General features: G+C 33.4%; 17 protein-coding genes. 7 read left to right on the forward strand and 10 right to left on the reverse strand.

Annotation, left to right across the window (positions count from 1 at the left end):
* Nucleotides 1–117: 117 nt before the first annotated feature.
* The 6 genes from O5639_RS07690 to O5639_RS07715 all read right to left on the reverse strand — a co-directional run bounded on the left by O5639_RS07690 (nucleotide 118) and on the right by O5639_RS07715 (nucleotide 6,480).
* Nucleotides 118–2,280: a tetratricopeptide repeat protein gene (locus tag O5639_RS07690; protein WP_269623962.1), complete on the reverse strand. Its 2,163-nt coding sequence runs from the start codon at nucleotides 2,278–2,280 to the stop codon at nucleotides 118–120.
* A 71-nt stretch (nucleotides 2,281–2,351) separates the two neighbouring features.
* A complete protein-coding gene (locus O5639_RS07695; RefSeq protein WP_269623963.1) occupies nucleotides 2,352–2,510 on the reverse strand; it encodes a hypothetical protein in 159 nt (52 codons plus the stop codon).
* A 244-nt stretch (nucleotides 2,511–2,754) separates the two neighbouring features.
* Complete coding sequence (locus O5639_RS07700) at nucleotides 2,755–4,662, reverse strand: tetratricopeptide repeat protein (protein ID WP_269623964.1); 1,908 nt, start codon at nucleotides 4,660–4,662, stop codon at nucleotides 2,755–2,757.
* 537 nt (nucleotides 4,663–5,199) lie between these two features.
* Nucleotides 5,200–5,445, reverse strand: coding sequence for a hypothetical protein (locus tag O5639_RS07705; RefSeq protein ID WP_269623965.1), 246 nt, complete (start codon nucleotides 5,443–5,445; stop codon nucleotides 5,200–5,202).
* A gap of 28 nt (nucleotides 5,446–5,473) precedes the next feature.
* Nucleotides 5,474–5,758, reverse strand: coding sequence for a galactose oxidase (locus tag O5639_RS07710; protein WP_269623966.1), 285 nt, complete (start codon nucleotides 5,756–5,758; stop codon nucleotides 5,474–5,476).
* A 536-nt stretch (nucleotides 5,759–6,294) separates the two neighbouring features.
* Complete coding sequence (locus O5639_RS07715) at nucleotides 6,295–6,480, reverse strand: hypothetical protein (protein WP_269612303.1); 186 nt, start codon at nucleotides 6,478–6,480, stop codon at nucleotides 6,295–6,297.
* Nucleotides 6,481–6,935: 455 nt separating this feature from the next.
* Between O5639_RS07715 and O5639_RS07720 the strand changes: the two genes are divergently transcribed.
* The 4 genes from O5639_RS07720 to O5639_RS07735 all read left to right on the forward strand — a co-directional run bounded on the left by O5639_RS07720 (nucleotide 6,936) and on the right by O5639_RS07735 (nucleotide 8,608).
* Complete coding sequence (locus O5639_RS07720) at nucleotides 6,936–7,106, forward strand: hypothetical protein (protein WP_269623967.1); 171 nt, start codon at nucleotides 6,936–6,938, stop codon at nucleotides 7,104–7,106.
* Nucleotides 7,107–7,789: 683 nt separating this feature from the next.
* Nucleotides 7,790–7,993, forward strand: coding sequence for a hypothetical protein (locus O5639_RS07725; RefSeq protein ID WP_269623968.1), 204 nt, complete (start codon nucleotides 7,790–7,792; stop codon nucleotides 7,991–7,993).
* A 202-nt stretch (nucleotides 7,994–8,195) separates the two neighbouring features.
* Nucleotides 8,196–8,462, forward strand: a complete 267-nt coding sequence (locus tag O5639_RS07730) for a hypothetical protein (RefSeq protein WP_269623969.1) — start codon at nucleotides 8,196–8,198, stop codon at nucleotides 8,460–8,462.
* Nucleotides 8,463–8,479: 17 nt separating this feature from the next.
* Complete coding sequence (locus O5639_RS07735) at nucleotides 8,480–8,608, forward strand: hypothetical protein (RefSeq protein ID WP_269623970.1); 129 nt, start codon at nucleotides 8,480–8,482, stop codon at nucleotides 8,606–8,608.
* Between the two features lie 442 nt (nucleotides 8,609–9,050).
* Here O5639_RS07735 and O5639_RS07740 read toward each other — a convergent pair whose 3' ends face one another.
* Together O5639_RS07740 and O5639_RS07745 are read right to left on the reverse strand one after the other, a co-directional pair.
* Nucleotides 9,051–11,216, reverse strand: a complete 2,166-nt coding sequence (locus tag O5639_RS07740) for a tetratricopeptide repeat-containing sulfotransferase family protein (protein WP_269623971.1) — start codon at nucleotides 11,214–11,216, stop codon at nucleotides 9,051–9,053.
* Nucleotides 11,217–11,841: 625 nt separating this feature from the next.
* Nucleotides 11,842–13,434 carry a tetratricopeptide repeat protein gene (locus O5639_RS07745; protein WP_269623972.1) on the reverse strand — a complete coding sequence of 531 codons (1,593 nt, stop codon included), beginning with the start codon at nucleotides 13,432–13,434 and terminating at the stop codon, nucleotides 11,842–11,844.
* A 368-nt stretch (nucleotides 13,435–13,802) separates the two neighbouring features.
* On the opposite strand from O5639_RS07745, the gene O5639_RS07750 reads away from it, so the two are divergent.
* A complete protein-coding gene (locus O5639_RS07750; RefSeq protein ID WP_269623973.1) occupies nucleotides 13,803–14,165 on the forward strand; it encodes a hypothetical protein in 363 nt (120 codons plus the stop codon).
* A gap of 133 nt (nucleotides 14,166–14,298) precedes the next feature.
* Here the strand turns inward: O5639_RS07750 and O5639_RS07755 are convergent, their stop codons facing one another.
* The gene (locus tag O5639_RS07755) at nucleotides 14,299–15,813 is read right to left on the reverse strand and encodes a tetratricopeptide repeat protein (protein WP_269623974.1); all 1,515 of its coding nucleotides are present in this window, start codon (nucleotides 15,811–15,813) and stop codon (nucleotides 14,299–14,301) included.
* Nucleotides 15,814–16,161: 348 nt separating this feature from the next.
* Here O5639_RS07755 and O5639_RS07760 point away from each other — a divergent pair, with 348 nt between their 5' ends.
* Complete coding sequence (locus O5639_RS07760) at nucleotides 16,162–16,308, forward strand: hypothetical protein (RefSeq protein ID WP_269623975.1); 147 nt, start codon at nucleotides 16,162–16,164, stop codon at nucleotides 16,306–16,308.
* A 33-nt stretch (nucleotides 16,309–16,341) separates the two neighbouring features.
* Here O5639_RS07760 and O5639_RS07765 read toward each other — a convergent pair whose 3' ends face one another.
* Nucleotides 16,342–18,195, reverse strand: coding sequence for a tetratricopeptide repeat protein (locus O5639_RS07765; protein ID WP_269623976.1), 1,854 nt, complete (start codon nucleotides 18,193–18,195; stop codon nucleotides 16,342–16,344).
* Nucleotides 18,196–19,208: 1,013 nt separating this feature from the next.
* On the opposite strand from O5639_RS07765, the gene O5639_RS07770 reads away from it, so the two are divergent.
* Nucleotides 19,209–19,571: a hypothetical protein gene (locus O5639_RS07770; protein ID WP_269623977.1), complete on the forward strand. Its 363-nt coding sequence runs from the start codon at nucleotides 19,209–19,211 to the stop codon at nucleotides 19,569–19,571.
* The last annotated feature ends 352 nt before the right edge of the window (nucleotides 19,572–19,923 follow it).

The following is a 19,923-nucleotide window of genomic DNA, read 5'->3' on the forward strand; positions in this document are numbered from 1 at the left end:
TCAAATATTTTTATCCTCTGGATGTAGTTAGATTTTCGCTTTACAACCCCAGAACTGATACATCCCTCTGAAGGTATTAGGATGCTTCTCTTCAAAACTTCTCCAATTCTGTAAGTTTCATGAAATCAAGTCTCGGTATCTATCAGTTTGAGTAAGGATTTTTATGGCAGGTCTCAGCATATTTTTGTAGTTCTTCCATCCACCAATTGATTTTGAATTGATTTGAAAACGCACTTGAACATTACTTGCTGTTGAAACTGAGCGTGGATTTAGATGAGGTGATAGATATGAATCGTTCCATTCCCAACCTAACCAAGAGACCAAAGATTTAATTTCTTTACTAGGATTGCTCACTAATAAATCATAATTTAAGTCGTATATTTTTGATCTAAACCTATTCTTATAATTAGTCATTAATTCTTCTTGATCTAAATAAACTCTTGCGCAATCAATTAGGGATGAGGAATATTCATTCCCTTCAGAAAAATGTGTTCGATAAATTGAAAGAATATTATCTAAAGGATTTCTATAGCAGTGAATAATTTTGGCGTTCGGGATTTGACAGGAGATAATACCTGCATATTGATAGTTATATAACCATTTATTTGTTGTGATCTTTAATTCACTTTTAAGACTATTTACTTTGTTCCAATATAAAACGGCGAGAGGTGATTCTTGCTCATTCCTTTTTCGCTTTAGAAATGATTGCTCAAGTATGTTAATCTCCCCCAAATCATTAATATTAGGATTTATACTAAGAATAGATTCTACTAATGTGCTTCCACTTCTGGGCATCCCCACAATAAAAATATTCTCAGGCAAGTTTGTCTGTTCGATTTTCGTGATTTCATTTTTATTTGATTCAATAAGTAATGCATTTGATTTATTGATTAAAGTATCAGAGTTAGATGGATTAATATTAAGTTTAAGGTTATTTGCTAATTGAAGATATTTAGAACTGTCTTCATATTTTTTTTCATTATGAAGAAAATTTGCTCTTGCAAAATAAATATTAACTTTGTCTGCCTCTGTTTTATTATTTAAGATGGTTTTAGAAAAAATTTGTTTTTTATATTCCTTTGTATTCTTAGATTTTTTGAATTTTGATAAAGTATAATAGACTATTGTTAAATTAGAGTTGATTTCTATTGCTTTATTTAGAGATAGTTCTGCTTCTTTTAATTTACCAAGATTAATCAATATGACTCCCCGATTGGAATGTGCCTCTGCGAAATCAGGTTTCAGTTCAATTGCTTTGCGAGTGGATATTTCTGCTTCTTGTAATTTGTCAATATCTTTCAATATGAGTCCTAGATTATAATGCGCCATTGCAAAATCAGGATTAATTTCAATTGCTTTGCGATATGAAAACTCTGCTTCTTGTAATTTGCCAAGATTTTTTAATGTGTTTCCTAGATTTAAATGCGCATTTGCGTAATCAGGATTAATTTCAATTGCTTTGCGATATGAAAACTCTGCTTCTTCTAACTTGCCAAGATCGTTCAATATATTTCCCAGATTGTAATTCGCCATTGAGTAATCAGGTTTAATTTCAATTGCCTTGCGGTAAGACATCTCTGCTTCTTGTAATTTGCCTATATCTTTCAATATGTTTCCCAGATTGGAATACGCCTCTGCGTAATCAGGTTTAATTTCAATTGCTTTGCGAGTGGATATTTCTGCTTCTTGTAATTTGTCAATATCTTTCAATATGAGTCCTAGATTGTAATGTGCCATTGAGTAATCAGGTTTAAGTTCAATTGCTTTGCGAGTGGATATTTCTGCTTCTTGTAATTTGCCAATATCTTTCAATATGAGTCCTAGATTGGAATGCGCCATTGCGAAGTCAGGATTAAGTTCAATTGCTTTGCGAGTGGATATTTCTGCTTCTTGTAATTTGCCAATATCTTTCAATATGAGTCCTAGATTGTAATTCGCCATTGAGTAATCAGGTTTGATTTCAATTGCTTTACGGTATGATATTTCTGCTTCTTGTAATTTACCAAGATCTCTCAATATTGTTCCATAATTAGAAAAAACTCTGTGATCATTAAAACCTTGATTTATACAATATTGATAAAGTTTTGCTGCTTCTGAAATGTTTCCTTGTGAATGTAAGTTAAATGCTTGATTAATTATTTGGTCTTTAGAAGGTGTAGAAGAAGTATTCGTATTAACAGTAATATTTTCTTTGATTTCTTCTAAGTCATATGGAACTGGGTATGTTTTTACTTCCGTGACTTTTTTCTTTCCTTTTTCTTCTTGATTAGAACTATTCATCTTTTCTTATCTTTTCTATCTTTTGCTTTTTCCGATTTTACTACTAAAGAAAAGCGAATACTTGAAATTAATTAGTTTCCTAAAGTTACTTCAAGATCTAATCTTCCCAGTTCAAATCTAGGTCCTAGCAAAACTATTAAGCACCTTACAGGTGCTTTTTTAATACCAAAACGAAATATAGTTGGGTTTTCAGATTTTTTAGTGCATAAAGATACAAATTGAGTATCCATAACAGCGGTTTGGAAATGTCATGGAATATTGATCTATCAGATTCATGAATTATTACTGCCAAGATGTTCTCTGAATATTCGTAATATTCAGCTATTCATATTAGAAATCCAGAATTGATAAATACCTATGAACGTCGTGGGATATTGCTTTTCAAATTTTGTTCGTTTTTGTAAGTTTGTTTGCTTTTATCTTCTGGGAAATGCTTCCTATAAAGAGGGATTAAATTTTTGTATTCGAGGTTCGTTAGGAATGAAATTCTCTGTTCAAATTCTGGAAAAATTTTGGTCCTTTTATTTGCTCATTAGTTATTTTAATGACACTTTCATCTCTTATTTTTTGCGCATATGCGACCCAGTTTCTCATTATTAGAAAGTTATTTAAATTAAACCCTTCTATACTTTTGCTGCTTTTACCCCAATTTTTACTACCTTGATCTATTTCTTTTTCGATAGTTCTCCAGTTTTCATTGTAATTCATTGGTTGATCACCAGACGTACTTATCTCTTTATATTGCGGGAATACAAGTGGATATTCAGAACATCCTCTTTTGACCTTAGAAATTAAATCAATTCTAATATTATTTTGAATATTAATATTTAACTTTTTAGATATTTTTAATGCTTCAGTTAGACTTAAACAATATATAAGTCCTTTATAAAATCCTGAGATATTAGGTCGGAGTTCGATAATAGATTTTCTAGTATTATTATTTTTAAGTTTTAACTGATTAAAAACTAAAAATAGTTTCATCAATTCAATTATTGAAACTACTTCAACTTGAACCTTATAACATCCAAAGCAGAATTCAGGAATTACTTTATGTTGATTGAATATTAGTTTATGCCTCTTACAATTTAAATTTACTTCATTCCTCCTATATATTTGTGATAAATTTGTTTCTAAGTTTAAATTATATTTTTTGTAAATTTTAAGTCCATCTTTATAAATTCTTATCGCTTCATTGTCAGTTATTAGAATATTCTCTTTATGAAAAAGATTTACTTCTTTGAATTCCTCATTTATCATGTATAATAAGTTTGATTCAATCTTTTTTGGTTTGTATATAGTTAGTAAATTTATTAAATGATTCTTAATAGATTCATTTTGAGGATTTAAGTCCAATGCTTTATTTAGAGATTTTTCTGCTTCTTCTAATTTTTTATATTCAACTAATATACCTCCCAGATTGGAATGCGCCATTGCAAAATCAGGATTAATTTCAATTGCTTTGCGATATGAAAACTCTGCTTCTTGTAATTTGCCAAGATTTTTTAATGTGTTTCCTAGATTTAAATGCGCATTTGCGTAATCAGGATTAATTTCAATTGCTTTGCGATATGAAAACTCTGCTTCTTCTAACTTGCCAAGATCGTTCAATATATTTCCCAGATTGTAATTCGCCATTGAGTAATCAGGTTTAATTTCAATTGCCTTGCGGTAAGACATCTCTGCTTCTTGTAATTTGCCTATATCTTTCAATATGTTTCCCAGATTGGAATACGCCTCTGCGTAATCAGGTTTAATTTCAATTGCTTTGCGAGTGGATATTTCTGCTTCTTGTAATTTGTCAATATCTTTCAATATGAGTCCTAGATTGTAATGTGCCATTGAGTAATCAGGTTTAAGTTCAATTGCTTTGCGAGTGGATATTTCTGCTTCTTGTAATTTGCCAATATCTTTCAATATGAGTCCTAGATTGGAATGCGCCATTGCGAAGTCAGGATTAAGTTCAATTGCTTTGCGAGTGGATATTTCTGCTTCTTGTAATTTGCCAATATCTTTCAATATGAGTCCTAGATTGTAATTCGCCATTGAGTAATCAGGTTTGATTTCAATTGCTTTACGGTATGATATTTCTGCTTCTTGTAATTTACCAAGATCTCTCAATATTGTTCCATAATTAGAAAAAACTCTGTGATCATTAAAACCTTGATTTATACAATATTGATAAAGTTTTGCTGCTTCTGAAATGTTTCCTTGTGAATGTAAGTTAAATGCTTGATTAATTATTTGGTCTTTAGAAGGTGTAGAAGAAGTATTCGTATTAACAGTAATATTTTCTTTGATTTCTTCTAAGTCATATGGAACTGGGTATGTTTTTACTTCCGTGACTTTTTTCTTTCCTTTTTCTTCTTGATTAGAACTATTCATCTTTTCTTATCTTTTCTATCTTTTGCTTTTTCCGATTTTACTACTAATTTCAATCTATATGAATTCTCTTTGAAATTATTTGGGAACTGATAGAGCGAGAATAAAAAAATAGTTCTGTATATTATTTCTCTACTTAGAAGAGCAGGTGACAAGGTCAATGAAGCATTGCTGGTGACTAAAATTGAGTGTATTACTCTACAACTTTTCTGCAAAAGTATCATTCAGTGTGTTTTTCTTCGTGATCAATTGGTATGAGTAGGTTTTACGTGGGTTTTACGCGCTATGTGTAAAGATGAAATCCGTTGCTATAACAGGGGTTTAGGGGTGTTCTTTTGTGGTGGACTATTGAGTGGGAATAGTTTAGGGCAGTAAAACCAGTCCACCACTCAAAAACTCACTTCCACGTGTCACCTTGTCACCTTCTCTGTAAAGACATCGTAGATAGTTCATTTTCTCTACACTCGTTGTTTCAATGTCTCTGATTTAGTTGTTAAGAATCTATGAACGACTTCTCTACGCAATGAGAAATTCTTAGTATTAAAAAAGTTCATTTTTTTCTATTACTAAATCGACTAATTGTTTTTTATTGAGTTTGGAAATTTTGTCTATGCCAACCAGCATTGCCCTCAATTCGCTATTGGTCTTTTGCATCAGTAGTGATTTCTGATCAACAAATATTCCTTTCTTTAGGATCGAAAGAAGAGTTGAGAAGGCATCAAAAATTGCCATTGAAGCGATGATGCAAAACATCATCACAGAATCAGCAGTGGTAGTTAAATTCATTGGTTTTGAGGAAATAATTTTTGGTTTGTTATGCAACTTCTGGACACCATCCAATTTGTAATACCCTCTTCTTTTGCCAATTCAGGCAACGCTTTGTGAGATGTTCACCTTGAGGGATAAGACGTTGGTGAAGTGGACAAGTCAAAAGAGTGAAGCATGATTTATCGCACGTATAAGTGAAGTGTTCACATGTAAGACAAACGGAACTTCCTCTGGACTTCACCAGTTCCAGATTAGTGAAATAACTCCACTCTTCTGGATGCTCAAGTGCTTCAACTGGAGCAACAACTTTTGGTGTTTTAATTCGATCCATCTTGGTTCTCCTTGTGAGAAGAGGCAAAAAAAGCACGATGCTAACTTCGTGCTTCCTTTGTCGGTTTAGTGATGGGGATAACACTAATACAAACGTACTATATTTGTCTATTAGGTCAAGTCACCTATTTTTTCCATTAAAGAAGGGAGCGAGATTTTGGTCGCTCCCTTTGAGTCAAGCACTCAACTGACTGAACTAAATTTCCATCATTTATTTAACTTTGACCCACAGAAGGTGCTGTGACTCCTAATTCATTAATAACAAATCCAGATCAGGTGAACATGAGAAAAAACTCCTGTTTAACCAACCACCCAATAATCTTTGTGTTTTCTGAGAATGAGTTTGAGAAGATCGAGAATCATCATTTTTACCTCAATATTTCAACTGAAAGTAATAAGGAACAAGGTGTGGAAGTGTTCCAAGTGAGATTAAAAGGACAGAAAACCAAAGAAAGATCGATGAAAGAGTATTCGACCCATTGGATCTGAAACTACGTGTTGCTTGCATAATTAGATCTCCTGTTAGTTCAATGTTTTTTAGTAGTCCATTGAGCAGTTGCCAAACTGCAAACATTCATTCTCGTAATCGACCTCATCAAAATCAGTTTCATAATTCGAAACCAGATCGCACCAATCGTTCCCTTGCATAGGAACTCCACAAGATTTTGAGAATGTTTCCTTTACGTCTTCGATTGCATGTTTAAAAGGATTACCGCATGACATGGTTTGACCTCCTAATAGTGCCTTGATTTATATCTACTCCTCCTAATTCAAAAAATCTATAGGACAAAAACCCTAAAGTATTAACTCTGATTACCGCACAAAGAAAGACCCCTGAAACTAATCAGGGGTTTGGGTTGTTCCGACCGTTGCAGAGACCGCACGAAAGGTGACTCTGTTCACATCAGGAGGTGTGAGATTCCTCCTTAGAGTCAATGCACATTTCCCCTTTTTAATATCTTCGAGCGTGCGATGACTCTTGATTTATGTCTACTCCCCTTATTAGAAAATATCTATACAGAGAACCCAAATGTAGAAATACTTTGGTGTTCTTACCCATAGCAATTTCCATTCAGTAGTAGTAAAACATTCTCAGGAGTCAACGCACTTCCTTAGGTCTGGAGTGATGGACTCTACGGGGGCAAACACATTGCCCTTACTTCATTGGAGGTATCTTTATGACTAGAAAAAGAGACAAGATTTGGACAGCAATGATTGCAACTAAACAATGGTTCACCAAACTTTTTACTAGTGAGGCAGATGCTTTAGTTGATAACTTCGGAAATAATCCACCACCAGAGATAGGACCTCAATCTTATTCGGGAGATATTCACGATAAAGGAGACTGATTTAACTCATTAAATTGCATTAAGAAAGGGACCCTGCTGCTTCAGCGACCTTGAGTCCCTCTCTTCAGTTACAGAACGAATTTTGGTAAGGAGTTGTTCTGCTTTTCCTTTTCTAATCAATTTCACAAAGGTTCTGCATCCGAAAAAATTCCTAATTAGATATCGTCCTCACTGTTTCCGAATGGGTTGTATCTGATATCAAAAATCAAAACCACTGCTGTGCTTAAAAGCAGTAATCCAAAAACAACTTGGGGAGATGGAAATATCATTCGACCACTCTAGAAAAGGCACAAAAAAACCGCCCAGTTCTGTTTGGACGGTTTCTTTGTGAGATCAGGCGCAAGTGTTTCCTTGTTTCCACTGCGGAGGATCTCAACTCCTCACAAAAATCAACTTAATCAATGTCACGCAAAGAGAAATGCTGAGTATTTGAGTTCTTCAACTGTCACATGTGCCAATTCTATAAAATCAACCATTAAAAAAGCACCCTACTTACTCGAAGTCGAGTGCCTTTTTACAACAGAACTATTGTGTGAGGAGTTGTTCTGTTATTTCATTTCTACTCCTGTCTGCACCTTTTGTCACTAGGGAAACACAAACTGATGAGACCCTGCAAAAAAGGAACAAGAACACATGAATAGATCTACAGTTCACAAGATTGTTGAAAGAGAAGGAGTGGCAGCATGACTAAAAAAAATAATTATGCAGGTGGATTATTTAATTACATTGTTTTGAAGGAAGAGAAGGAAGTTATTTTTTATTTGCATAACCCTTATCTAGATTGCTTGGAAATTCCAGCAATCATGAAGGCACGCTTCCCTGAGGATTACAAGAGCATAGTTGTCAGTTCATTGGATGAGTTTAAAAAATATGGAGGGAAAGCATGAGCACCAAATGGGATGACACCTCATGGCAAGAAGAGTTCTTAGAAATGAAGACACATAAACCTGAAGTAGTGAGACTGCTAATGGAAGGTTCAAGAGGATTCCGAGACGCATAGCAACTGGGTGCACTTCATGAGGAATACAAAAGATTGAAGAAGATATATGAGCAACTAAAACCGCAAAAAGAACAAAAGGAAGAACAGCAATGAGAGAACAAATAGATTGGAAGCAAGAACTACTTGATTCAGCAAACTTCAATGGCAAACAAGAAAAGATATTGAAGCATGGTCACAAGTCTTTAACTGATAGTTGGTTATTAGGTGCGTTGTATACCTGTTGGAAAAAGATGGAAGGATATCGAGAACCTACAACTTCTAATTGTCAGAGTTCATTTCTTGAATGGGAAAAGCGACTTGCAAAAAAAGAGTTTTATGTCCTTATTGAGGACGATGTTCTCTATCCAGATTGGTAATGAGATTTCAAGTCACGATGATTGACAAGGAGAAGAAGACTTTTGAAGAAACAATCGTTGCAGGAAATATGGACGAAGCAAAAAAGATTGCAAAAGAAAGTAACCCAGAAGCAAAAATAGTTTCTGCTAACTGGGTTTATAAGTGATTTATTTTTACGTTTTATGAGTCCCCACTTTTCCTTGGATAAACGTTCCACGTGAGTTCCACGTGGTATAATGTGTTTAAGAAACCCTGTCTATAACTGCGTTTTGGCGCCCCATATATAGTGGGAACTTTTGAGTGGGAATAACTTGTCTACTAAAAGATAGATATAGTCTAAAAAATAGGGTTTGTCACAAGTTCACCTTCTGATATTAGTTGACGAAATAACAGGGATTTGAACCCCCGTGTTTGTCACGGGTTTGTTTTTTGACCTTGTCAGCATATTCATGAAAAAATCGTAGAAAGATGGTTTTCTCTACAAAAATAAGTATTTTATGGCGCGGAAGTTGTCAATTCTTCTTTTTAGAGCACTAGAACTGATACATACCTGCGAAGGTGTTGGGATGTTTGTTGTTCTTCATACTTTGTCCAGTTTTATAAGTTTTTTAGGAGGCGATGTCTTCGTACTTATCAGTTTGAGTCAGGATTTCGATAGAAGGTTCAAGCATCTCTCTGTAGTTCTTCCATCCGCCAATTGATTTTGAATTGATGGGAGAACGAACTTGAATATTGCTTGCTGTTGAAACTGAGCGTGGATTGAGATGAGGTGACAGATATGTATCGTTCCACTTCCACCCTAACCAAGAGATCAAAGATTTAATTTCTTTATGAGGATTACTGACTAATGACTCATAATTTAAGTCATATATTTTTGATCTAAATCTATTCTTATATTCTGTCATTGTTTCTTCTTGATCTAGATAAACTCTTGCGCAATCAACTAAGGAAGAGGAATATCCATTTCCTCTTGCAGCAAAATGTGCTCTGTACATTGAAAGAATATTATCTAATGGATTTCTATAAGAGTGAATAATTTTTGCATTCGTTATGTACTTCGCAATGATCCCTGTGTATTGATAGTTATATAACCATTTGTTAGTTATAATTTTTAGTTTATCATTTTTATTATTTATTTTCTTCCAATATAATTGAGAGAGGTTGGATACTTCATCTGCTTTTTGCCACTCTAAAAATGATTCCTCGAGGATATTAATTTCTCCTAAGTCATTAACATTAGGATTCATACTAAGTATAGATTCAACCAGTGTGGAACCACTTCTCGGCATCCCTACAATAAAAATACTCTGAGGATAATTTGCTTGTTCTTTTTCATTAATTTCTTTTTTATCAGATTCAATAAGTAATATTTTGGACTTATTGATTAAAGTATTAGGTTTAGATGGGTTAAGATCAAGTTTAAGGTTATTTGCTAATTGAAGGAATTTAGAACTTTCTTCGTACTTTTTTTCCTTATGTAGAATATTTGCTCTTGCGAAGTAAACATCAACCTTATCTATTGGCAATTTGTTATTTAAGATGTTCTTAGAGAAGAGTTGATCCTTCCATATTTTACTTGTATTGGAGTATTGAAGAGTCGATAGCGAAAAATATGCTTTTGCGAAATCAGGATTAATTTTAATTGCTTTGCGGTATGAGATTTCTGCTTCTTTTAATTTGCCTAAATCACTCAATATGCCTCCCAGGTTTGAATGCGCTTTTGCGTAATCAGGTTTAATTTCAATTGCTTTGCGGTATGACAATTCTGCTTGTTCACTTTTACCAAGATCATTCAATATATTTCCCAGGTTGTAATGCGCGTCTGCATAATCAGGTTTAATTTCAATTGCTTTGCGGTATGAGAATTCTGCTTGTTCACTTTTACCAAGATCATTCAATATATTTCCCAGGTTGTAATGCGCGTCTGCATAATCAGGTTTAATTTCAATTGCTTTGCGGTATGACAATTCTGCTTGTTCACTTTTACCAAGATCATTCAATATATTTCCCAGGTTGTAATGCGCGTCTGCATAATCAGGTTTAATTTCAATTGCTTTGCGGTATGACAATTCTGCTTGGTCACTTTTACCAAGATCATTCAATATATTTCCAAGATTGTAATGCGCGTTTGCATAATCAGGTTTAATTTCAATTGCTTTGCGGTATGAGAATTCTGCTTGGTCACTTTTACCAAGATCATTCAATATATTTCCCAGGTTGTAATGCGCTTCTGCCAAATCAGGATTTATTTCAATTGCTTTGCGAGTAGATAATTCTGCAGCTTGTAAATTGCCAAGATCTTTCAATATGTTTCCCAGATTGGAATGCGCGTTTGCATAATCAGGTTTAATTTCAATTGCTTTGCGGTATGACAATTCTGCTTGGTCACTTTTACCAAGATCATTCAATATATTTCCAAGATTGGAATGAGCATCAGCGAAATCAGGTTTAATTTCAATTGCTTTCAGAGTAGATAATTTTGCTTCTTCTAATTTGCCAAGACCTTGTAAAATCTCTCCATAATTTGAAAAAACCCTGTGATCTTTAAAACCTTGATTTATAAAACCTTGATAATATTTTGCTGCCTCTTGAATATTTCCTTTTAGATGAAACTGAATTGCTTGATTGATTAATTGTTCTTTAGAAGTTTTAGAAGGAGGATTTGTATTAATAGTAAGATTTCGTTTAATTTCGCCTAAAGCAAATGGAACAGGGAATGTTTTTACTTCAGTAATTTTCTTCTTTTCTTCTCCTTCTTGACTAGAGCTATCCATCTTCTCTTATCTTTTCTCTCTTTTAGTTTTTCAGATCTTACTGCTAATCTGTTCCCTTATTAATTCTTGCTAAAATCATTTACTACTTATAGAGAAAGATTAATAAATATTTTCAATGAACTTTCTACGATTATTGAGAGCATCAACTCACAGACTAGAACTAATTCTGTACATTTCTTAACTTTATCAGTTAGTCATGGGTTTGTCACGATCAAATAATCCTTGAGAATCCAGTTATATCTTTATTTTTTTTCGGTAGTGACTATTGAGTGGGAGTAGTGCTAACGTCTACTTTCTGGTGATAATTTGATTTATATGGTTTCATGAGAGAAGAATAATGCCGATATAACTAGGGTTTTGATGGGTTACTTTTACATAGGTTTCACGTGGCGTCTTGTATGTGTCTCTGTGGAGAAATCGTAGAAAGTTGATTTCCTCTACACCTATATAAAATTAAAAGCAAGAATATATTTTTATGATTTCTCTATAAAATCAAATATTTTTTCTTTGGAAGTAGTTAACTGCCCTTGTTGAAAACCCAGAACTGATACATACCTGCGAAGATCGTAGGATGTTGTATTCAAACTTTGCCCAGTTTTGTAAGTTTTTTGTTATTGCCTTTTAGTTAAATACCTAACAATTTCAACGCAACTTGTCTTGTGTTGTAAGAAATAGCAAGCACTTCATAACTTAAATTATTTTCAGAGCAAAATTCATGGAGTGCTTTATATTCGTGCCTTTCCCAATTTTGATACATAATAAATTCATCAAATATTAAAATTGTATGCTCATCAATAATAGGCTTTGAATTAGTTAAAGCACAGATAGTTGAAGAATATAGGTCGGCATCAAAATTTATAATTGATGCTTTTGGTTGAGGTTTGGTAAAGAATTTTGGCAATGTTTCTTCGAAATTACCTGATATAAATGTTCCACCATTAATTTGCGGAATGATTCCTTCTGTCGAAAATGTGCCTTTTTTCGCGGTGTTCCATTCTTCAGGTAAGCCTTCGAAAGTATCAAATCCATAACCTTTTTTGAAAGTATTAATTAGATATTGAAATGACGCTCCACGCCAAACACCAAATTCATAGAAAGGGCGTTCCTTTTTGCTTTCCTTAACCATATTGTCAAATAAAGTCCATTTATTAAAAAATAATTTCGGCAAATTTGGTAAAGTAGAAACCCATTTTAAGGAAGATATAGAGGGATCATTTTTATAAGTAGATTTTATTAACTTGTGAAAAAACTTTTGATCACCTTGATGGAATTGCAGTGCGCTGAAAGTGAATTTTGCTTTGAAGTTATTTTGATCAATTTCCAGGCATCGGAGTATCTGTCTTTCTGCTTCTTGAATATCATTTGAAAAGCTATGCAAATTCCAAGCAGCCTCAAAAAAATCTGGTTTTAGCTCAATAGCTTTTCTTAGTGATGATTCTGCCTCTTGAAGATTTCCAAAATTACTTAATACACTTGCCAAATTGAAGTTGGCCTCATAGGAATGAGGATTCAGTTCAATAACTTTTCTAAGGGGCTCAACTGCTTCTTGATATTTCCCAAGTTTATTTAATATGCTGCCGAGATTTTTATATGCTTCTGCGAAGTCAGGTTTAAGTTCAATTGCTTTGAGTATTGATATTTTTGCTTCTTTTAATTTGTTAAGTTGACTTAAAGTGATTCCAAGATTGTAATGAGCATTTGCGAAGTCAGGTTTGATTTCAATTGCTTTGCGGTGTGATGACTCTGCTTCTTCTAACTTGCCAAGATCGTTCAATATATTTCCAAGATTGTAATGAGCATTTGCGAAGTCAGGTTTGATTTCAATTGCTTTGCGGTGTGATGACTCTGCTTCTTCTAACTTGCCAAGATCGTTCAATATATTTCCAAGATTGGAATGCGCTATTACATAATCAGGTTTAATTTGAATTGCTTTGCGCTGTAATAATTCTGCTTCTTCTAAATTGCCAATCTTTTTTAAGATTATCCCATAATTAGCAAACACTATTGGATCCTCAAACCCTTGATCCATAAAATATTGATAATGTTTTGTCGCTTCTTCGATATTACCTTCTGAATGAAATTTAAATGCTTTGTGAATTAATTGTTCTTTAGAAGGTTTGGAAAAAGTATTAGTAGAAATAGAAACACTCTCTTTAATTTTTCCTAAAACCAATGGATCTGAAAATGTTTGTTCTTCTTCTTTGCTATACCCCTCCATTATTGTCTTTTCAATTATACAATTATTATATCGTATATTTTGTATATATATGATATATATAAAAGATTAGCTTTTCATATGTTTTTTAATTTATTAGAAAAAGTAATTCTTTTGTGATTTCTCTATATAGAGAACATAGGACAAGGGGACAAAATGATAATTCATATGCGTTGTATGAAGAGTTAGCAGGGCGTTTGCGTGTTGATCCTTTGCTGAACCTCCATACACCTACAAACGCATAGATCACGATAAAAAAACCTATTGAAGATCGTATTTGGCAAATAAGAGTTTCAATTCCTAAGTCAAAAGGTATTAGAAAATCCCTAAAAACTTCTGATAAAGAACTTGCTCTTGAACGCGCAGAAGAATTGATTCTTGAAGTCAAAGTAACGATGAAGCAAGGTGGTAGTGCTCTACTATTTCCAGTTGAAAAACTTGTCCGACTATTTTTAGAAAATAAATCAGGCAAGGTAAGAGGATCTTGGGAAGGAAAGGTTGATGCTGGTAAGAAAAGTCTTACTCAAGAACGATTTGGACTGATTGAAGGCAAGTTGAGGAATTATGTGATTCCTTTTTTAGGAGCGAAAACTGATGTTAGAAACATTCCATTTTCTAAGTGGGAGACTTGTGCAAGTTGGAGGAAGGCGAATAACACAAGATCTGAAATGGGAACCCCTAAAGCGATTTTTCGTAGAGAAGTTGTAGAAACCTATTTTGCTTTGAATAATTAAAGATTTATTCTGGGGAAGTTGTCAATTTTCCTTTTTAGAAACCCAGAACTGATACATACCTGCGAAGGTCGTCGGATGTTTTTCATCAAACTTTTCCCAGTTTTGTAAGTTCGTTTGTGTCTTGTCTTTTTAGTTAAACTCCTATTAATTTCACAGCAACTTGCTTTGTGAAATATGAAATTGCCAAAACTTCATAAGTTAAATTATTATTAGAGCAAAATTCATTGAGTGCTTTATATTCATCCTTCTCCCAATTTTTATTCATAATAAATTCATCAAATATTAAAATTGTATGCTCATCAATGATAGGTTTTGAATAATTTAAAGCACAGATAGTAGAGGAATATAGATCAGCATCAAAATTGATAATTGATGCCATAGGTCTAGGTTTGGAATAAAAAGTTGGAAGGGTATCTTCAAATTTACCTGCTATAAATGTTCCGCCATCAATTTCAGGAATGATCCCGTCTGCTGAATATTTACCTTGCTTCTCGTGATGCCAATCTTCTGGTAATCCTTCAAAAGTATCAAATCCATAACCTTTTTTGAAAGTATTAATTAGATACTTAAAGGATTCACCTCGCCAAACACCAAACTCATAGAAAGGGCGATCTTTTTTGCTTTTATTAATCATACTGTCAAATAATGCCCATCTATGGAAAAATAATTCAGGTAAATTCGGCAAAGTAGAAACCCATTTAATAGAACGTGTTTCAGGAAGATCTTTATGAGTTGATTTTATGAGATTATCAAATAATGATTGATCACCTTGATGTAATTTCAGAGCACTTTTAGTCAAGATTGCATTTAAGAAATTTTTGTCTATTTTCAAGCATTGGTTAATCCTTTCTTCTGCTTCCTTAATAGTATTTGCTAATCCAGATAAATTCCAATAAGCAAGAGTGAAATTAGGATTGAGTTCAATTGCTTTGCGGTATGACAATTCTGCTTCTTTTAATTGACCAGGACCTCTCAATACATTTCCTAGATTGGAATGTGCTTCTGCGTAATCAGGTTTAATTTCAATTGCTTTGCGGTATGACAATTCTGCTTCTTTTAATTGACCAAGATCTCTCAATATGATTCCCAGATTGGAATGTGCTTCTGCGTAATCAGGTTTAATTTCAATTGCTTTGCGGTATGACAATTCTGCTTCTTTTAATTGACCAAGACCTCTCAATACATTTCCTAGATTGGAATGTGCTTCTGCGTAATCAGGTTTAATTTCAATTGCTTTGCGGTATGACAATTCTGCTTCTTTTAATTGACCAAGATCTCTCAATATGATTCCCAGATTGGAATGTGCTTTTGCGTAATCAGGTTTAATTTCAATTGCTTTGCGAAACCACTTTTCTGCTTCTTTTAATTTACCAAGACCTTGTGAAATTGCTCCAAAATTAGAAAAAATTCTGTGATCTTTAAAACCTTGATTAATGAAATATTGATAAAGTTTGGCTGCTTCTGAAATGTTCCCTTGTGAATGAAATTTGAATGCTTGATTAATTATTTCTTCTTTAGAAGGTTTAGAAGGAGTGTCCGTAGTAATGGTGATGTTTTCTTTGATTTCTCCTAAAGCAAATGGAACGGAGAATGTTTTTACTTCAGTGACTTTCTTCTTTCCTTCACCTTTTTGACTAGAACTATACATTTTTTCTTATCTTTTATTCTTTTGGTTCTCGCTATTTTACTACTAATTGGAATCCTTATTAATTCTTTCTCAAATCATTGTTGTTTCATTTTGGGTGGCATAAAGTAGTATTTTCTTAGAATAATTCCCTACTATATCTCTAAGTTAAAGTCGTCTGTGAGGAGTTTTTAGTTCATTATCGTCTCTTATTAGTTTCACCAAAGTTTCACTTAGAAGTTATTTATTATCAAATACTGTGACTTCTTCTGTTATAATTGATTATCCTGAACTTAGTGTTTGTAGAGTTGCTATTGAGTCGGAATAAACGTCTACAAAAAAGTAGCTATAGACTGAATACTTGAGTTTCACATGAGTATCACATGGAATATTGCTTATGTACCATCAAGGGTTTTGAGGTCAGTAGTTTCACAAGTCCCCTTTTTACCTTTTCCATGGAGAAATCGTAGAAAGATGGCTTTCTCTACAAAATTAAATCTTTTTATGTTCTTTAATTAGTTAGTTACTCATTTCTAAGGAGAAAGAGATTAGCTAACTATCACTTCTTTTCCCAAATAAGATCGTGACATTAATTCGACGATTTTCATATCCTTCTTTGAATTCATAATTATCAGTTTCATGAAATAAATTTGAATTGAATACAACAGCACGGTTCTCCTTATAAGGAATAACTTTTGTATTCCCTTTGCTTTTTTTTAGTTCTTCTTTAATTCTCTTTTCATCATTATTATAAGTTTGAAAATCCCATTCTTTTGGAGCTTCTACGTCGTAGACGATTAACCCACCAGAATCAGAATTCAAATTGGCCTCTTTAGGCGTGATCCAAAAATTGACATTTATTGCCGCGAAATCTGCATGAACATTGATCCCTTTGAGAGATGAATTTTTATTTTTAGCACGGCTATCGTACTTGTATGCCCATATTTGCCTGATTGGATGATTTCTAAAAATTTTGGGGAACTTTTTTCTTAATTCATTTGCTATTTGAATAATTAAGGGATTAGCTAAACCTTCTTTCAAATAAGCTCCAAGATAACCACCTTTTTTAACATCAAACCAAATTGTACTTCCGAGTAAAAAATTACGAAGTGATTCCAGGGCTGTAGGACTTAATAAATCATCAATGTAAGTTAATCCGAACTCATGATCGAAATAATCATTTGTAATTTTCGCGACATCTAATGAATTACTTATTGCTTCCTTTTTTAATTTAGGTGCTTCAATTTGATGTATTAATCGATTATAGCTACCTTTGATAAGACTTTGATGATGATTGTCTAAAAAAATTGATTGAGTTTCAGACGGCCAATCAATTTCAGCGGCAACTTTTTTGTAAACCATAGCAAGAGCTGTAAATTTTTCACTCTCGTAACCTTTCGATACTAAATATTCATATTGTTCAATATCATGATCTATTTTGGCCTTACTAATTTGTGAGAGTCTTGAGTTAATAGATTCTTGCTTTTTTTGTCCTCTTAGTAACTCAGCACTTTCTAAAAAATATTTTAAGGATGCGTCATAGTCACCTTTTTCGAGAAGTATCAAACCTAAAATTTCATACGCTTTGGCTAAATCAGGATTAAGTTCAATAGCTTTGCGAGTTGAAAATTCTGCGTCTTGTAATTTCCCAAGATCTTTCAATATCATTCCTAGATTGGAATGCGCCGAAGCGAATTCAGGATTAAGTTCAATAGCTTTGCGAGTCGAAAATTCTGCGTCTTGTAATTTCCCAAGATCTTTTAAAATTGCTCCAAGATTGAAATGAGCCTGAAATAAATCAGGTTTGAGTTCAATTGTTGTGCGTAAAGGTTGTTCTGATTCTTGAAGTTTCTTTTGTCCGATGAGAATGTTGGCAAGAAGGAAATGAGAGTTGAAGAGACTAGGATTAAGTTCAATTGCTTTGCGTATAGATACTTCGGCTTCTTTTACCTTTCGAAATTGAATATAACCATTAGCAAGGTTTATCCAGGCAGGGGCTAAGTGTGGATCAGATTTAGTTGCTTTGCTTAATAAAGATAATGCTTGTATTTTATTGTTTGTATTGAGTTCAATACTCCCAAGATTTGTCAATGCTGGAGCATAAGAACTATTAATCTTAAGTGCTTTTTGATAATACTTTTTAGCATTATTAATATCCCCAATCATTTGATAGGTATTACCTAGGTCTTTAATTGATTCATAATCATCTGGTTTAATATTGAGAGCTTTATTAAAATTTAACCGAGCATCATCTATCTTTCTAGTGGCTAAAAAAGATTTGGCTAATAATTTTAAAGCTTCTATTGAGTTTCTATCAGTAGATAATATTTGATTACAAGTATCAATAGTTTCTTGATATTTGTTTTGCTTAAAGAGAGATTGAGCGATTTCTAGATATGCTTCCAAGTCTAAAAAAATAAGTATGAGAATATAACTCTAGTTTAAGCTATCTAAGCTAATTTAATTATGTTAAATAGTTCTTAATATGAAATTTGTATTGCTTTTACTGTTTGTCTAACTAGAGAAGTCGGTTAAGGAGGATAGAAGCACCAGATGTAAATAGGATGTAATAAGATTTACGCAACCTCTAAATCAATATCTAAAACTACAAGATATTGTTTCTGATATGTCTCCTACATGTTTCCCACGAGAATTGAGGAAACATTACTTGAGGGAGGGACTGATTTAACTCATTAAATTGCATTAAGAAAGGGACCCTGCTGCTTCAGCGACCTTGAGTCCCTCTCTTCAGTTACAGAACGAATTTTGGTAAGGAGTTGTTCTGCTTTTCCTTTTCTAATCAATTTCACAAAGGTTCTGCATCCGAAAAAATTCCTAATTAGATATCGTCCTCACTGTTTCCGAATGGGTTGTATCTGATATCAAAAATCAAAACCACTGCTGTGCTTAAAAGCAGTAATCCAAAAACAACTTGGGGAGATGGAAATATCATTCGACCACTCTAGAAAAGGCACAAAAAAACCGCCCAGTTCTGTTTGGACGGTTTCTTTGTGAGATCAGGCGCAAGTGTTTCCTTGTTTCCACTGCGGAGGATCTCAACTCCTCACAAAATCAACTTATTAGACGCAACTAGGGGTCTCAAGTGTTAGCAGATGAGTTTCTCAACTGTCACATGTGCCAATTCTATAAAATCAACCATTAAAAAAACACCCTACTTACTCGAAGTCGAGTGCCTTTTTACAACAGAACTATTGTGTGAGGAGTTGTTCTGTTATTTCATTTCTACTCCTGTCTGCACCTTTTGTCACTAGGGAAACACAAACTGATGAGAACCTGCAACGTAGGCATTAAAACAAAGGATCTAAGAATAAAAAGTGAGGACTTTTGACGAGTTCTATCAATCATTAGATCCTGAATCAAATAAACTCTCTTAGTAGATTGAAGAAAAATAGAAGATTTTGGATGAAACTTGGTTAAAAGAACTCAATCAAAGAAATCTTGAGTTGGAAGGAGAAAATAGTTCGAAATGGGATTGTGTAACCGTTTCTGTTTCGTCCTCAGTTTTAAACAAATTAAGTCAGGCAGAACAAGGGAAATTTGAAATTACTGAATTCAAAAGAGCAACGAATGAAATTGAGCATTGGGCAAAAGTAGAAGAAATATGCGATTTCTTTGGAGTTGAAGATCCCGGTCTAGCAGGAGATGTCTATGTTAGAAAGTTCAAAAACTTGACTGTAGATGAGGAGAATAGATGGATGGATTTAAAAGATATCAATGACGAGATACCTGAGGGTTTTGGCGTGAAAATCGATCGTAGTTAAGGAAAGGTAAATAATTGTTTGCTCCCTTGCTAATGCAACGGTTCCACGGGAGTTCCAAGTGGTAAAAAGGGAGCAAATCATTGTCCAACACTCAATAATTTGATCAAGTGCTATTGAGTGGGAGCCGTGAAAACGCCTACTTTTTAGTGATAATTTATTCTTCGTATTTCACACGGATTTTATTTGCCAATCAATATTAGTGTTGACAAGCCTTTGAAGGAGTAGGTTTCATGTACATTTCACAAAAACTCTTTTTCATATCTCTAAAAAAAATTGTAGAAAAAGGCTATCTCCATAACACAAAATATTTTTATGCTTTTCAATGAGTCAGAATATCGTTTTACATATCCAG

Origin of the sequence: Prochlorococcus marinus str. MIT 1214 (genome assembly GCF_027359355.1) — a bacterium.
Classification (GTDB): Bacteria; Cyanobacteriota; Cyanobacteriia; order PCC-6307; family Cyanobiaceae; genus Prochlorococcus_B; species Prochlorococcus_B marinus_F.

Bases quoted from the DNA above. Each gene is read 5' to 3' on its own strand.
- O5639_RS07695 (WP_269623963.1), bottom strand. From the start codon at position 2,510: ATGGATACTCAATTTGTATCTTTATGCACTAAAAAATCTGAAAACCCA.
- O5639_RS07735 (WP_269623970.1), top strand. From the start codon at position 8,480: ATGATTGACAAGGAGAAGAAGACTTTTGAAGAAACAATCGTTGCAGGA.
- O5639_RS07690 (WP_269623962.1), bottom strand. From the start codon at position 2,280: ATGAATAGTTCTAATCAAGAAGAAAAAGGAAAGAAAAAAGTCACGGAA.
- O5639_RS07710 (WP_269623966.1), bottom strand. From the start codon at position 5,758: ATGGATCGAATTAAAACACCAAAAGTTGTTGCTCCAGTTGAAGCACTT.
- O5639_RS07725 (WP_269623968.1), top strand. From the start codon at position 7,790: ATGACTAAAAAAAATAATTATGCAGGTGGATTATTTAATTACATTGTT.
- O5639_RS07720 (WP_269623967.1), top strand. From the start codon at position 6,936: ATGACTAGAAAAAGAGACAAGATTTGGACAGCAATGATTGCAACTAAA.
- O5639_RS07745 (WP_269623972.1), bottom strand. From the start codon at position 13,434: ATGGAGGGGTATAGCAAAGAAGAAGAACAAACATTTTCAGATCCATTG.
- O5639_RS07740 (WP_269623971.1), bottom strand. From the start codon at position 11,216: ATGGATAGCTCTAGTCAAGAAGGAGAAGAAAAGAAGAAAATTACTGAA.
- O5639_RS07715 (WP_269612303.1), bottom strand. From the start codon at position 6,480: ATGTCATGCGGTAATCCTTTTAAACATGCAATCGAAGACGTAAAGGAA.
- O5639_RS07730 (WP_269623969.1), top strand. From the start codon at position 8,196: ATGAGAGAACAAATAGATTGGAAGCAAGAACTACTTGATTCAGCAAAC.
- O5639_RS07700 (WP_269623964.1), bottom strand. From the start codon at position 4,662: ATGAATAGTTCTAATCAAGAAGAAAAAGGAAAGAAAAAAGTCACGGAA.
- O5639_RS07760 (WP_269623975.1), top strand. From the start codon at position 16,162: ATGAGTATCACATGGAATATTGCTTATGTACCATCAAGGGTTTTGAGG.
- O5639_RS07705 (WP_269623965.1), bottom strand. From the start codon at position 5,445: ATGAATTTAACTACCACTGCTGATTCTGTGATGATGTTTTGCATCATC.
- O5639_RS07755 (WP_269623974.1), bottom strand. From the start codon at position 15,813: ATGTATAGTTCTAGTCAAAAAGGTGAAGGAAAGAAGAAAGTCACTGAA.